The organism is Streptomyces sp. NPDC014656, assembly GCF_043084305.1.
Taxonomy (GTDB): domain Bacteria; phylum Actinomycetota; class Actinomycetes; order Streptomycetales; family Streptomycetaceae; genus Streptomyces.
Map to the genome: position 1 here is coordinate 92,605 of NZ_JBIBZN010000009.1, position 14,107 is coordinate 106,711.

Sequence of the window (14,107 nt, forward strand, 5' to 3'; positions counted from 1 at the left end):
CCGTGAACCCGGGCGGGGGTGCCGTCCGTTACCTGCTCGGGAAGCACCTTCGGCCGCCGCTGACCGGCGCCGGCCGAGGTGAGGGCCCGGTTCTCCGCTCATGTCGTGGGGGCGGGGAACCGGGCCCGGCGGGCGGTTCGGGGGATTTGGGCGGTCCCGGCGGTCACGCGTCCCCGGCCGTCGTCCGGGCTTCCCCCGGGACGCTCCCGCGAACGCACCCCTCGGGCCCGCAGGGCGGGGCCACGGCGCCCGTCGCCTCAGGGGTCCAGCCGTCGCAGGGCGTCCCGCAGGGCCACCCGGGACGCGATGCCGAGCTTGGGGTAGATCTGGTACAGGTGCGCGCCGACGGTCCGGTGCGAGATGAACAGCCGTTCCGCGATCTGCTTGTTCGTCAGGCCGGTGGCGGCCAGCTCCGCGATCTCGCGTTCCTGCGCGGTGAGTGCGGCCCCCGTCCCGCCCTCACCGTGCGGCACGACCCGGCCGGCCGCGCGCAGTTCCTTGCGCGCGCGCTCCGCCCAGGCGGTGGACCCGAGGTGCTCGAAGGTCTTCAGCGCGGCCGTCAGCGGCGCCTTGCAGTCGGACAGCGCCCGGGACCGGCGCAGCCGCTCCCCCTGGGCGAGGCGCACCCGGGCCACCGTGAACGGCCACCGCTCCGCGTCGGCGGCGGCCGGAGCACCTGCGAACAGGCGGGCCGCCTCGGCGTCGTCGCTCGTGACGAGCGCCTCGGCGGCGTCCGCGAGCAGGCCCAGCCGGGGCGAGAGCCCGCCGATGCCGGTCTCCTCGCGCAGGGCGCGCACGTGTGCCACCGCGGCCTCCCGCCGGCCGGTGCGCACGGCCGACTCCACCAGCTCGAAGAACACCCACGACGCGTGCGCGACGTACGGGGGGAACTCGCCGGCCGGGCTGATGGCGGTCACCCGGCCGAACGCCGCGTCGAAGTCGCCGTCGGCGATGTCCGCGAGGGCGTGCACGTGCAGGGCGCAGTGGGCGGCCTCCCGGATGCCGCGGGGAGCCGCCCAGTTGATCATCGCCTCGGCGAGCGCGTGCGCCGTCCCGGTGTCCCCGCGCGACGCGGTCACCAGGCCCTTGGTGTACTGGAAGAACCAGGTGCACACGGTGTACCCGGACTCCGCGCACTGCGTCAGCCCCTCCTCGGACAGCTCCAGGACCGAGTCCCACTTCCCCCGGTGGTAGTCCTCCAGGCACAGGTGCAGCAGGGCGCCGATGTGCCGGCGCACCGCACCGCCGTCCCGGCCCTGCCGCACCAGCCGCCAGGCCGCCTCGCGCACCCCCGCCAGCCGGTCCGGGTACAGCGCGGCGGTCCCCACCCGGACGATCCGGGCCGGGTCGGTCTCGTCGGCCGCGCCGGCGACGATCCCGTCCAGCTCCCGCAGGGTCGCCGCGTCGGCGTGCGCCGGGTCGCCCCAGGTGCGGGCGGCCACCAGCAGCAGCGGCGGGGGAGCGGGCCGCAGCCTGGCGACGGCGGCGTAGTACGGGACCCACAGCTCCTCGCGGGCCCCGTAGTTGCACAGCAGCAGCAGGAAGTGCAGCGCGTCGACCAGCGCCGGGTCCTCGGCGTCGAAGCCGTGGTCGCCCTCCTCGATGGCGCCGACCAGCAGCCGGTGCGCGGTCGCCAGGTCACCGTCGCTGTTCAGCACGAGCTGCACCGCCGCGGTCGCGGACCGCAGCGAGGCGCCGTGCCGGGGATCGGCCCGCCGGGCGTCCTCCAGCAGTGCCGACGCGCTGCTCAGCGCGCCGATCGCCTCGGCGCCCACGTACGCGGCCTCCGCCAGCCGCCGCGCGCGGTCGGTGTCCAGCGGGCTGAGGTCCGCGGCCCGGGTGAGCGCGGCGATCGCGGCGACGGCGTCCCCGCGGTCCTGGATGCGCCGCGCCGTCCGCTCCAGCAGGAGGGCGACCTCCTCGTCGGGTTCGAGCGTGGCCTCCCCCAGGTGCCAGGCCCGCCGCTCCGGTTTGTCGGCCAGCACTCCCGCCAGGGCGCGGTGGGCCGCGCGCCGGGCTCTGCTGGTGGCCTCCCCGACGACGGCCGACTTGATCAGCGGGTGGCGGAACACCAGCCGGCGCGGGGAGTCCTCCACCCGTACGAGCCCGTCCACCTCGGCCGCGTCCAGGTCGCCCAGGTCCGCGTCCCGGTCCGTGGCGCGCGCGGCGGCGGACAGCACGCCGAGGTCGCCCGTGTCGTCCAGGGCGGCGAGCAGGAGCAGGGTGCGGGTCGCGGCGGGCAGGGAGCGGACCCGGGTGGCGAACAGCGACCGCAGGCGTTCGCCCAGCGGCAGGACGGCCGGGAGGACCTCCCGGGCCCGGCGCTGGTCCGCGCGCAGGGCCCCGGGGAGTTCGAGGAGTGCCAGCGGATTGCCCTGCGCGTCCTCCAGGAGCCGCCGGCGCACCGGCTGCGCGAGGTCCGGGAAGCGGAGGTCCACGAGACGGGCGGCGGCCTCACGGTCCAGGGCGGGCAGCTCGTAGGACGGCAGCCCGTTGCCGTCGAAGAAGCTGCCCACGCCGGTGCGCGAGGCGGCGAGGAACCGGACGGGGAGGCCGGACAGCCGCCGCGCGAGGAAGCCGAACACGGCGGCGCTGGCCCGGTCCACCCACGGAAGGTCGTCCACGACGAGCAGGACGGGCCCGTCCTCGGCCGCCGACCGCAGCAGGGCGAGCGCGGCGTTGCAGACCACCAGACGCCCGGGCGCCGCCCCGGCGCCGAAGCCCAGGGCGACGCCCAGGGCGTCCCGGCCGGGGGCGGCGAGCCGGTCGAGGACGCCGTGCAGCGGGAGGAGGATCTGGTTCAGGGCCGCGTAGGCGACGTCGGCCTCGAACTCGGCGCCGGCGGCGCGCAGCACCCGGACGCCGTCCCGCGCGGCGGCCCCCGCCAGGGCGTCCAGCACCGCGGACTTGCCGACGCCGGGCTCCCCGGACAGCAGCAGCGTGCCGTCCGAACGCCGCCCCAGCAGTTCACGGACGCGGTCCAGGTCCTGTTCGCGCCCCACCAGGGAGGCGGTGGGGTCCGGGCGGGCGGTGTCCCGCGGGGAATCAACGACGTAGCGCACCGGGCACCCCCTTCTCCAGACCGCCTCCGACAGCCGAGACGGCACCACGTACGGCTCCGCACGGCACGCTTCCCGGCGCCCCGCGAGGCGCCCCGGGAGGCGGCACCGGGGCGGGGGCGCGTCGCACCGGACCGGTCGTCCGTGTCCTCGCGAAACGTGCCATCTGCGTCCTCCGTCGGTGCCGGGCCATTGTAGGAGCGCCCGATCAACGGTGCGTGCGCACCGCTTCGTCCCCGGTGCGCACGGCGCCGGACGCGCTCGCCGAAGCGGAGGGGGATGCCGCGGGGCTCGTCGAGGGGGGGCGCGGTCCGGTCCGCCGAGGAGGCGTCGTCGGGCCGTACGCGACGTCGCCCGGGCCGTAGCCGCCGGTGCCCGCGAGCGCCGGCTCCCGGCCGTCCCGCCCCCGGTCGCCATGGCCGGAGACGCGGAGGTCCCCGGGTAGCCCGGCCCGGCGCGCGGCCTGGCCGCCCTTGGCTGACGGTGGGTAGGCGGGACCGAAGCCGACGGTCGTAGGCGGGACCGACGCCGACCGTCGCGGGTGGGTCCGACGCCGACTGTCGCGGGCGGGTCCGAGCGAACGGACGAGGACGTGCCGAGGACGTGCCGAGGGCGGTGGCGGCACTGCCGGAGGCCGGCCACAAGGCGCAGGGCGTACCGTTCGGCCCGGGCCGGTGGACTCTCACGAGCGCCGGGCGGACGCGTTGCCCAGGTGCGCGCGGTGGTCGCGCACCTGTCCGGGGTCGGGGATCTCCGGCGGGCGATGTGGCCGGCACACCTGCCACCGGCATACCGGCCACCGGCATACCGGCCATCTGCCACCGGCACACCAGCCGCATCGAGATCAGCTGGCCCATCCGGCCCCTTCTGTTCCGGCCCGTGGTCGACAATCCTGCAATGACCGAAGGCGACCGCCGCGAGGCACCCCCGCGTTCCTTCCCCGCACGTGCGGCCGGACGGACGTGACCATGGCGACCGAGGACACCACGCCGGTGGCGGAGCCGGCGCCGGCCGTGACGTCCAAGCGCCGTTGGCGCGGGCTGCTGACGAACCGCGACTTCATGATCGTCTGGGGCGGGTTCACCGTCTCGTCGGTGGGCACGGCACTGTCCAACCTGGCCGTGCCGGTCCTCGCGCTCGGCCTCTCCGGTTCCCCCGTCATGGCCGGCCTCGTGGGGGCGGCCCGGCTCGCTCCGTACCTGCTGCTGAACCTCCTGGCCGGCGTGTTCATCGACCGGTGGGACCGCCGCCGCGTCATGCTCGTCGCCGACCTCGGCCGTTTCGCCGCACTGGCGACGGTCCCGGTCGCCTACGCCTTCGGCAGCCTGACGATCGCGCACCTGGCGGCGGTCGCCTTCCTGGAGGGCGTCGGGCACGTCTTCTCGGCCGTCGCCCACCTCTCCGCCCTGTCGAAACTGGTCCCCGAGGAGCAGCTGGCCTCCGCCAACGCCCTCAACGAGGTGGCCGACTCGGCGGCCGGCGTCGGTGGATCCGCCCTCTCCGGCGTCCTGATCGGCCTCGCCAGGAACTCCACGCTCGGTGCCGTCTGGAGCTATGCCGTCGACGCGGTCACCTACCTGCTCTCGGGGGCCTCGCTGCTGTTCGTGCGCGGGTCGTTCCAGGAAGAGCGGCCGGCCGACGGGCGGCGCTCCGTGACGGCCGACCTCAAGGAGGGGATGTCGTTCCTCTGGAGGCAGCGCCTGCTGCGCCTGCTCATGCTGATGGTCACCTCGATCAACTTCCTCCAGGCGCCGCTCCATCTGGCCACCATCGTGCTGGCCACCGAGGACCTCGGCGTCAACGCCGGGCTGATCGGCCTCCTCCTCGCGGGGGTCGGTCTCGGCACGGTGGTCAGCGCGTTCGCCGCGTCATGGCTGCGCGAGCGCGTCAGCCTGCGCACCCTGGCGCTCGGCTCCGTCGCCCTGTGGGCCGTCGCGGCCGCCGCGACGGCCGCCGCGCAGTCGGTCCTCCTCCTCGCCGTCGGCGTCCTGCTCACGAACCTCCTGTGGCCGGTCTTCGCGGTGTCCCTGGTGACCTACCGCCTGTCGGTCACACCGGACCACCTTCAGGGCCGCGTCAACAGCGCCTTCCGTACCCTGTCGTTCGGCGTGGAACCCCTGGGACTGGCCCTCGGCGGTGCCCTGATCGCCTCCCTGGGCCCCCGTTCCCTGTTCTGGGGGGCGGCAGCCGGTCAGTTCGTGATCCTTCTGGGCAGCGCCGTGGCGTGGCGGAGGAAGCAGGTACCGAGAACGGGCGCCGCCCCACTGGAGGACGCCCGAGGGCCCGGCCGGAGAGCCGACGGCGGTCCCTGAACACATGTGCCGGTGGTCCGGCCGGTATCAGTCCTTGCGTGTGTTTGTTCACACGTGTTTGCGTAAGGGGGCAGTGCCGTCATTCCGCTCCGCATGGAAGGAACCGAGACGATCGACAGGCGTCCCGTCCTCCGTACCGGTGGTGTCGCGGCGGCCGGCGCACTCGCCGCCGTCCTGCCGGCCCCCCCGCCGCCTTCGCGGAGCCTTCGCGGAGCCGTCCCGTCCCGGCCGGCGGGACCACCCGTACCCTGCTCCAGGAACACCCCTCGCCCGCCGAGGGATGGGAGCCCGTACGGACACTGGTCCGGATCCCGGTGCACAAGGAGTCCGGCCGGCACAGCCGTCCCGGCGTGGAGGCCGGCTCCATCGTCCGGGGCGACGCCCTCATGGAGTTCGACGACCGGCCGCCCCCGCGCCTGCGCCCGGGCGACCCGTTCTTCATCCCGAGCGGCGTGATCCCCAACGCCCGCAACGTCGGCGGGGTGACGACGGTGATGCTCTCCCCGTACGTGGCCGACGAGACCGAACCCCTGGTGACCGCCTCCCCGTCACTGCCCGAGGTAGCGCAGCACCGCCAGCACCCGCCGGTGCTGGCCGGACGCCGCCTGGTTGAGGCCCAGCTTCATGAAGATGCCGGTCACGTGCCGCTCCACGGCGGCGACGCTGACGAAGAGCTGTTCGGCGATCCCGGTGTTGGAGTGGCCCTCGGCCATCAGCGCGAGTACCTGCCGCTCCTTCGGCGTCAGACCGGCCAACGGGTCCTCGGGACGCTTGCGGCCCAGCAGCGCCGAGATCACGTCAGGGTCGAGGGCGGAGTCCCGGGCGACGACCCGTTCGACGGCGTCGATGAGGAGCTGGGGGTGGGCCACCTTCTCCTTCAGGAGGTAGCCCACCCCGCTCGGATCGTCTCCGACCAGGTCGAGCGCGTAGGAGGCGTCGAGGAACTGGGACAGGACGATGACGGCCGTCTCCGGACGCGCGGCACGGATCTTCCGCACGGCGTCCAGGCCGTCCGCCTCCAGGGCCGGCGGCATGCGGATGTCGGTGATCACCACGTCGGGGCGGTGCTCATCGGCCGCGCGCACGAGGTCGACCGCGTTGTCCACCGCCGCGACCACGTCGATGCCCGCCGTGCGCAGAATGGTCGCGATGCCTTCGCGGACGATCGGCTGGTCCTCACCGAGTACCGCCCGACGTGGTTGCTTCATGCCGGCATCCTAACGCGCACACGTATGGCGGTCGTTCGAAGCCGGGACACCGGCCGGCCCGCCCCGTGGGGCGCGTCACCTCGAGACGGCGAGAGCGCCCAGGACTTCCTTGGTGCCGCCCGTCTCGGCGAGGCGCGGATAGACCTTCGCGACGGTGTGGTCGTGGGCGGCGCCGTCCGTGTCGGTCACGGCGTCGAGCGCCACCGTGACGTTGTACCCCCGTTCGTGGGCGTCGCGGACGGTGGACTCCACGCCGCCGCTGGTGGCGATGCCGGAGACGACGAGCTGGGTGACGTCCCGCTCGCGCAGCCACCCGTCCAGGCCGGTCCCGGTGAAGGCGCTGCGCGCGTGCTTGGTCACGAGGTGGTCGCCCTCACCGGCGTTCAGCTCGGGGACCAGCTCGGTCCGTCCGGCGCCCGCCTCGGGGAAGCCCGCGCCGAGGTCGTTGCGTCCGGTCGGTCCGCCCGCGACGTTCACGAGCACCACGGGCAGGCCCCGGCGGCGGAACGCCGCCAGCAACTCGGCGTTGCGGGCGAGGACATCGGCGGCCGGGTGCGCGAGGGGCAGCCCGACGACGCCCTCCTGGAGGTCGACGACGATCAGGGCGGTCTTCCGGTCCACAGCGGTGACGGACACGTCTCTCCTTGATGGCTGAACCCCCGTGCGGGCGCGAGGGGGACGGCAGGGGTGAAGGGGACAGGCGGCTCGGCGCGGGCACCCTCCCCCCAAGCGGGCCCGGCTCCCTCGTGCGCGAGGCCGCCCAGGGTCCGCGGGCCGGTCGGGAGCGTCACGGGAGGGCGTGCCCTCCGGCCGGTCCGCGGCCGTGACCGATGCCCTCAAACTAACACGTATGAAGGTAATCGACTGGATAGGTGTGTAATCGGTGATGGATCGCCGTGCGACGGCCCGGGATGGGCGGGGCGGACGGGGCGGACGGGACGGGTGCTCCGGCGGCTGGTCCGCCCGCGGGACGGCGTGGGGTGTGCCCTACGCCGGCGCGGGGGAGCCCCGAGGAAGGCCGAGGGGGCACACGACAGACCCCGCCCCGGCCCCGGGCCGAAACTTGGCGCCAGGACGAGGACGCCCCGCGCGTACCGCCCACCCGCGCCGACGAACGGATGTGGTCATGGAACGGCTGGAAGCCGTCCGGGCCGGCAGACCGGCTGAGCCCCTTGGAGGCGACCGTGAAGAAGTGCCACCTCACCCTGGCGATCACCCACTGGGTGACGTCCGAACTCGCCCTGGACCTGAACTGCGAGCTCGGCTACGACACCGGCGACCCGCTGGCCGTCACCCTGGTCCTGGACAGCGACGGGGAACGGCCGGTGCGGTGGTTCCTCTGCCGTGAGCTCCTGGCCGACGGCCTGGCCGCCCGCGCCGGCGAGGGCGAGGTCGTGCTCTGGCCGCTGTTCGACAGTGACGGCGAGCGGTCCTCCTTCTGCGTGCGGGTGGGAGGAGGCGACCGTACGGCGCTCTTCGAGATCCCCGCCGAGCCGGTCGGCCGGTGGCTCGCCCGCACCTGGGAGATGGTGCCCCGGGGGACCGAACTGGAGGGCGTCGACTGGGACGAGCTCGTCCAGCTGGCGGAGTGACGCGAGGCGTTCCCGGTCACCGGTTCACGGTCATCGGTTCACGGCTTACAGCCATCGGTTCCCGGTCCCCGGTCCACGCTGACCTGTCCATGCTGACCGGTCCACAGTGACCGGTCCACGCCGACCGGTCCTACGCCCGTCCGCCCGGGCCCGCGAGACCGCGCCGCCCCGGGCACCGCCCCCCCTCAGTCCCGTACCGGGATCTGGATCAGCAGGGTGGTGCCCCGGCCGGGCGGGGAGTCGATGGTCAGCTTGCCGTCGAAGGCCGCCACGCGGTCCGCGAGGCCGGTCATCCCGCTGCCCGCGGTCGCCTTGCCGACGCCGCCGATCCCGTCGTCGGCGACCTTGAGCCGCAGCACCTCCCCGAACTCCACGAAGACGTCGATCCGGGACGCCTGGGCGTGCTTGACCGCGTTGGTCACGGCCTCGGCCACCACGAAGTACGCGTTCGACTCGACCGTGGAGGGGATCCTGCGTTCGTCCCCGCACTCGACGACCGTGGGCACCGGGCACCGGGCCGCCAGGTCCCTGACCGCCGGCACCAGCCCCTTGACCGTGAGCACCAGCGGATAGATCCCCGAGGCGAGCTCCCGCAGCTCGTTGATCGCGGTCTGCGCGTTGTCGATCGACTGGTCGAGCAGGTCGGTCGCGGCCTTCTCCGTCCCGGGGACGAGCTCTCGCGCCAGCCGCAGGCCGATCATCAGGCTGACCAGTCGCTGCTGCGCCCCGTCATGCAGGTCCCGGGCGGTGCGCCGGTGGACTGCCTCGGTGCTCTCCATGATCCGCCGGCGACTGTCCTGGAGGGAGGCGGCCATGCTGTTGAAGGAGCCTCCCAGCGCCCCGATCTCCGCGATCCTGCTGGGGGCGACCCGCACGCTCAGGTCGCCCCCCGCCAGCTCCTGCGCCGCTGCCGCCGCCCCGCGCACGGGCCGTACCACCGCACGGTGCTGGAGCACCGTGAAGACGGCGAACAGCGCCATGGACGCCGCGAGGCCGACCGCGGCGGCGGTCACCGCCTGGTGGCTGTTCGCCCCCGCGGCGTCGGTGCGCTCGGCGAGATGGACGCGCTCGTCGGACACGTACTCGTCGAACTGCGCCCGCAACGCGTCCACCCGCCGCTTGCCCTCGGCCGCCACCTCCAGCGAGCCGGCCGTGGGGTCGCCGCCGCGGACCTTCGCGATCAGCGGGACCGAGTAGTCGTCGAGGAAGGACCGGACCCCCAGCGTGATCCGCTCGGCGGTACGCCGCTGCTCCCGGGAGGTCGTGCTGTCGGTGAACTGCCGGGACTCCAGCGGCAGCGCCTTCCGCGCCGCCTGCCACGGTTCGAGGAACTCCTCGTTCCTGGTGATCACGAAACCGCGCTGGCCCGTCTCCAGGTCGATGAGGAGCTGCTCCATGCTCCCGGCCCTGACCAGGGCCGTGCGCGAGGCGCGTCTGGCCGAGATCGAGTTGTTCGCGTCGTTGATCGCCCACAGGAGCACGGCGAACGCGACACCGATCAGCAGGGCGAGCAGGCCGCTCGCCGCGACCGTGAGGCTCGTCAGGCCCAGTGTCCGACGCCTGTGGTCACGCTCAGCACCCATGGATCCGCCCTGCCCCCGCGAAGAAATGTGACAGGCAAAGTGTGCAACGTATCCTGGCCCGGCAGAAGACATGTCCGGAAAGTGAACGCCGGGAGGGCGCCGGACCGTGCCCATGCGGCGAGGGGCCCGGAGTTCACATGTGACCGGACCCGGCCGGTCCGCACCTCACACCTGCCGACAGCGGCCGCCCAGGCGGGGAACGGCGCGGTCCCCCCGCCAGACTGCCGGTGGACGCGTGCGGCGCCTCCACGGCCCCGGGGCACGTAGTTCCGTGCGGCGCGGGCCCCGGCGGACCGGCCCCCCGCCGATGACAGGAAACTCCCGACGGCGGCCAGCCGCACCCCCGCGAAGTCGAAGCGGTCGGCCGATCGGCCGGTGAGCCACTCGTAGAAGGGAACGGCCGCTTCGAGGTCGTCGACGCGCTGTCGTGCGATCACGGAGTCGATCTTCACTGCCATGCCGAGGTACCTCTCTCCGGTGGTCGGGCGGCGTCAGCCATGAGGACAGGGGTGGTCGTGACGACACGGACGGCCGCCCGCGGCACGCGGCCCGCCCACATGGCACGAGGCCCACCCACACGGCACCCGGTCTGCCCTCGCCACACGGTCTGCCCGTGGCACGCGGCCCGCCCACACGCCACGCGGCCCGCCCACACGCCACGCGGCCCGCCCACACGCCACACGGCCCGCCCACACGCCACACGGCCCGCCCACGCCACACGGCCCGCCCACGCCACACGGCCCGGGCGGCGCGGGCGCACGGCTCCGCCGGTGTCACGGTTCGAGGTCGACGAGCCCTTTGCCGCCCGGGATGTCCAGCGGCACGGAGACCTGGTCGTGCGTGATCAGCCATGCGCCGTCGGTCTTCCGGAAGCAGAAGGTGGCCCGGACCCACATGCCCCCCGCCGCGGTCCCGTCGGGCAGCGTGCCGCCGAGGCGGCCGAAGCCGTGCGTGAACGCCAGGTCCTCGCCCACCGTGGGCACCAGGTCGCGCACCTCGTAGGACACCTCCTGGAAGTGAGCGAACACCTTCGCCCAGTTCTTGAGCTTCGCGTCGATCCCCACGTGCTGGAGCGGCGGATCGATGTCGAAGGACACGACGTCCGGCGAGTAGAACCGCCTCAGGCCCTCGATGTCCTTGGCCCGGATCGCCTCCTGGATCCCGTCGACCTGGCGGCGGACGGCGGCTTCGTCCGTCTCGCGCCGCGCGGGCGTCTCCGTCGGTCCCTCCCCGCTCCGGGCGACGACGTGGTCCAGCAGGGTGTCCAGAGCGCCGGCGTGGTGGGCGCCCGGCGTGAACGTCGCCTGGTCCTCGAAATCGGTGTGCAGGGACAGCGACACCTGCGGGGTCACCACCCCCATCCGCAGGAGTTCGCACAGGGTCCGCAGCTGCCGGGCCGCGCGGACGCCGCCGGCGGATCCGTAGGACACCAGCCCGACGGCCTTGTGGGTCCACTCCGCGTGCAGGTAGTCGATCGCGTTCTTGAGCACGCCGGGGACGGACGCGTTGTACTCGGGGGTGACCATGACGAATCCGTCGAAGCGGGCGATGGTCTCCGCCCAGGACCGGGTGTGACCGTGCCGGTACCGCCCGGTGAGCGCGGGCAGCGGCTCGTCCAGGTGCGGCAGCGGGTGGTCGAGCAGGTCGATCACCTCGAAGGCGGCGTCGCCCCGGCGGGCCGCCCGTTCGTGCACCCAGCGGGCGACCTGCTCGCCCTTGCGGCCGGGGCGGGTGCTGCCGATGAGTATTCCGATCCTGGTCATCACTGTCTCCTGAGGTGTCCCGCCCGGGTGCTCCGGGCCGATCGCGTCGGTGGGGATGTGCCGGTGAGAGACATGACGAGGTGACCCCGCGAAACGTCAGGGCGGGCCGAGGACCTGACGATCGGACGTGCTGTTCCGTCGGACCGGCGAGGGACGATCCGACACCAGGGAGCCACCGGAACCATGACCGACCACACGGAGGCGCGGCACGACGCGTCCGACGCGGGCCTGGACGCGATCGTCCGCGAGCGGCGGCGGCTGGTCGGTCTCGCCTACCGGCTCCTCGGTTCCCTGACCGAGGACGAGGACGCGGTCCAGGAGGGCCGCACCCGCTGGTACGCCATGTACTGGCAGCAGCGGGACGCCATCGAGTTTTTTTTGGCGCCTGGCTGACGACGGTCGCCCCGCGCGCGTGCCTGGACCTGCTCCGTTAGGCACGGGCGCGGCGCGAGCGCTACGTGGGCGAATGGATCCCCGAGCCGCTGCCCGGGCGGACCGGCTGGATCACGTGCGTCTGGGCGATGCGCCCCCCCCGCAGACTTCGCCCGTGGACGGCGGCCTCACATTGGTGATCACTCACCGGACGGACCCTTCCCATCAGGGAGGGGACCGCGGCGCCCGGCCTTCCCCGCCCCGCAGGGCGACCGGGCGGGTCAGGGCCGGCCGGCGAGCAGGTGCGCGCGGCCGAAGAGGGCCGCGGCGGCGCGGGCGGTCGGCGTGCCGGCGTCCGGATCGGCGCCCGCGTCCCGCAGGACCGTCACCACCTCGTCCGCGCCCTTGAACAGGGCGCCGGCGAGGGGCGACTGGTCGCGCGCGTTGCGGGCGTCGGGGTCGGCGCCGAGCGCCAGCAGGGCCCGCACGGTGTCGGCACGGCCGTGGTAGGCGGCGAGCATGAGGAGGGTGTTGGCGCCCGGGTCGGCCGCCTCCACCGGCAGCCCGTGCCGTACGAACTCCACCAGCTCCCCGGTCCTGCCCTCCCGGGCCAGGTCCAGGGCGATCTCCACGACGCGGGCCCGCTGCCCGGCGCTCGGCCCGCCGCCGTCGCGGCCCGACGGCTTCACGAGGGATCGCCGGCGGCCAGGGCCTCGATCGCCTCGCGGACGCCCTCGCCGTAGGCCGGGTCGGCCCGGGTGCAGTTCTCGATGTGCCGTTCGACGGTCCGGTGCGAGGCGCCGCGGATGGCGCGCGCCGTGTTCTCGAAGAGGGCCTGCCGCTGACCGGGGCTCATCAGCCGGAACAGGTCGCCGGGCTGCTCGAAGTAGTTGTCGTCGTCCTCGCGGAAGTCGAAGCGGCCGGCGAGGGCCCCCACCGCCTGGACCGGCTCGCGGTAGGCCGGCTGCTCCTGCCAGCGGCCGTACGAGTTGGGTTCGATTCCCGGGACCGCGCCCTGGTTGCCGTCGACCCGCATGGCGCCGTCGCGGTGGTAGGAGTGCGCGGCGTTCCTGGGGGCGTTGACGGGGATCTGGTGGTGGTTCACGCCGAGGCGGTAGCGCTGGGCGTCCCCGTAGGCGAAGAGCCTGCCCTGGAGCATCCGGTCGGGGGAGAAACCGATGCCCGGCACCACGTTGGCGGGGGAGAAGGCGGCCTGCTCGACCTCCGCGAAGTGGTTCGCGACGTTGCGGTTCAGCTCCCACTCGCCGACCTCGATCAGCGGGTAGTCCTTCTTCGACCAGACCTTGGTGAGGTCGAAGGGATGGAAGCGGTAGCCGTCCGCGTCGGCCTCCGGCATGACCTGGACGAACAGCTTCCACCTGGGGAGGTCGCCGTTCTCGATCGCGTCGAACAGGTCGCGCTGGTGGGATTCGCGGTCCTTGCCGATCAGGGCCTCGGCCTCGGCGTCCGTCAGGTTCCTGACGCCCTGCTGGGTGCGGTGGTGGAACTTCACCCAGAACCGCTCGCCCTCGGCGTTGACCATGCTGTAGGTGTGCGAACCGAAGCCGTGCATGTGCCGGTACGAGGCGGGGATGCCGCGGTCCGACATGATGATCGTGACCTGGTGCAGCGACTCGGGGAGGCCGGTCCAGAAGTCCCAGTTGTTCTCGGCGTCGCGGAGGTTGGTGCGCGGGTCGCGCTTCACCGCGTGGTTGAGGTCGGGGAACTTCAGCGGGTCGCGGAAGAAGAAGACCGGGGTGTTGTTCCCCACCAGGTCCCAGTTGCCCTCCTCGGTGTAGAACTTCACGGCGAAGCCGCGGATGTCGCGCTCGGCGTCGGCGGCGCCGCGTTCGCCCGCGACGGTGGAGAAGCGCGCGAACAGCTCGGTCCTCTTGCCGACCTCGGAGAACATCGTCGCCCGGGTGTACCGGGTGATGTCGTGCGTCACCGTGAAGGTGCCGTACGCCCCCGAGCCCTTGGCGTGCATCCGGCGCTCCGGGATGACCTCCCGGTCGAAGTGCGCGAGCTTCTCCAGGAACCAGACGTCCTGCAGGAGCATCGGCCCGCGCGCGCCCGCGGTCAGCGAGTTCTGGTTGTCGGGCACGGGGGCGCCGGCCGCGGTGGTGAGCCGCCCAGGGGAATTCTCGGACAAGGTCGTCTCCTCGGTGGGTCTTCGATGGGGCCGTGGTGGGGACGCGGCGGGTCCTCGGTAGGTCCT

At 73.7% G+C, this 14,107-nt stretch carries 9 protein-coding genes and 1 pseudogene; 3 read left to right on the forward strand and 7 right to left on the reverse strand.

Annotated features, from left to right (window positions below):
• Window positions 1-257 precede the first annotated feature (257 nt).
• Window positions 258-3,062: an AAA family ATPase gene (locus ACF1ED_RS21095; RefSeq protein ID WP_391762574.1), complete on the reverse strand. Its 2,805-nt coding sequence runs from the start codon at window positions 3,060-3,062 to the stop codon at window positions 258-260.
• A 965-nt stretch (window positions 3,063-4,027) separates the two neighbouring features.
• On the opposite strand from ACF1ED_RS21095, the gene ACF1ED_RS21100 reads away from it, so the two are divergent.
• Entirely contained in the window at window positions 4,028-5,371 is a 1,344-nt protein-coding gene (locus ACF1ED_RS21100; RefSeq protein ID WP_391762576.1) for an MFS transporter, read from the forward strand.
• 548 nt (window positions 5,372-5,919) lie between these two features.
• Here ACF1ED_RS21100 and ACF1ED_RS21105 read toward each other — a convergent pair.
• Window positions 5,920-6,579 (reverse strand): response regulator, encoded by a 660-nt coding sequence (locus ACF1ED_RS21105; protein WP_391762578.1) that lies wholly within the window; start codon window positions 6,577-6,579, stop codon window positions 5,920-5,922.
• 75 nt (window positions 6,580-6,654) lie between these two features.
• Complete coding sequence (locus ACF1ED_RS21110; RefSeq protein WP_391762580.1) at window positions 6,655-7,215, reverse strand: cysteine hydrolase family protein; 561 nt, start codon at window positions 7,213-7,215, stop codon at window positions 6,655-6,657.
• 548 nt (window positions 7,216-7,763) lie between these two features.
• Between ACF1ED_RS21110 and ACF1ED_RS21115 the strand changes: the two genes are divergently transcribed.
• Complete coding sequence (locus ACF1ED_RS21115; RefSeq protein ID WP_391762582.1) at window positions 7,764-8,171, forward strand: SsgA family sporulation/cell division regulator; 408 nt, start codon at window positions 7,764-7,766, stop codon at window positions 8,169-8,171.
• A gap of 185 nt (window positions 8,172-8,356) precedes the next feature.
• Here ACF1ED_RS21115 and ACF1ED_RS21120 read toward each other — a convergent pair whose 3' ends face one another.
• Complete coding sequence (locus ACF1ED_RS21120) at window positions 8,357-9,754, reverse strand: CHASE3 domain-containing protein (protein WP_391762584.1); 1,398 nt, start codon at window positions 9,752-9,754, stop codon at window positions 8,357-8,359.
• Between the two features lie 773 nt (window positions 9,755-10,527).
• Window positions 10,528-11,517, reverse strand: coding sequence for an NAD(P)H-dependent oxidoreductase (locus tag ACF1ED_RS21125; RefSeq protein ID WP_391762586.1), 990 nt, complete (start codon window positions 11,515-11,517; stop codon window positions 10,528-10,530).
• Window positions 11,518-11,700: 183 nt separating this feature from the next.
• On the opposite strand from ACF1ED_RS21125, the pseudogene ACF1ED_RS21130 reads away from it, so the two are divergent.
• Window positions 11,701-12,026: pseudogene (locus tag ACF1ED_RS21130) on the forward strand (sigma factor); the annotation flags it as partial.
• Window positions 12,027-12,170: 144 nt separating this feature from the next.
• On the opposite strand, the gene ACF1ED_RS21135 reads toward ACF1ED_RS21130, so the two are convergent.
• A complete protein-coding gene (locus ACF1ED_RS21135) occupies window positions 12,171-12,521 on the reverse strand; it encodes an ankyrin repeat domain-containing protein (protein WP_391762945.1) in 351 nt (116 codons plus the stop codon).
• A gap of 53 nt (window positions 12,522-12,574) precedes the next feature.
• Window positions 12,575-14,041, reverse strand: a complete 1,467-nt coding sequence (locus ACF1ED_RS21140) for a catalase (RefSeq protein ID WP_391762588.1) — start codon at window positions 14,039-14,041, stop codon at window positions 12,575-12,577.
• Between the last annotated feature and the right edge of the window lie 66 nt (window positions 14,042-14,107).

Excerpts from the sequence above, each read along its gene's own strand:
- ACF1ED_RS21120 (WP_391762584.1), bottom strand. The coding sequence starts at position 9,754 with ATGGGTGCTGAGCGTGACCACAGGCGTCGGACACTGGGCCTGACGAGC.
- ACF1ED_RS21125 (WP_391762586.1), bottom strand. The coding sequence starts at position 11,517 with ATGACCAGGATCGGAATACTCATCGGCAGCACCCGCCCCGGCCGCAAG.
- ACF1ED_RS21105 (WP_391762578.1), bottom strand. The coding sequence starts at position 6,579 with ATGAAGCAACCACGTCGGGCGGTACTCGGTGAGGACCAGCCGATCGTC.
- ACF1ED_RS21100 (WP_391762576.1), top strand. The coding sequence starts at position 4,028 with ATGGCGACCGAGGACACCACGCCGGTGGCGGAGCCGGCGCCGGCCGTG.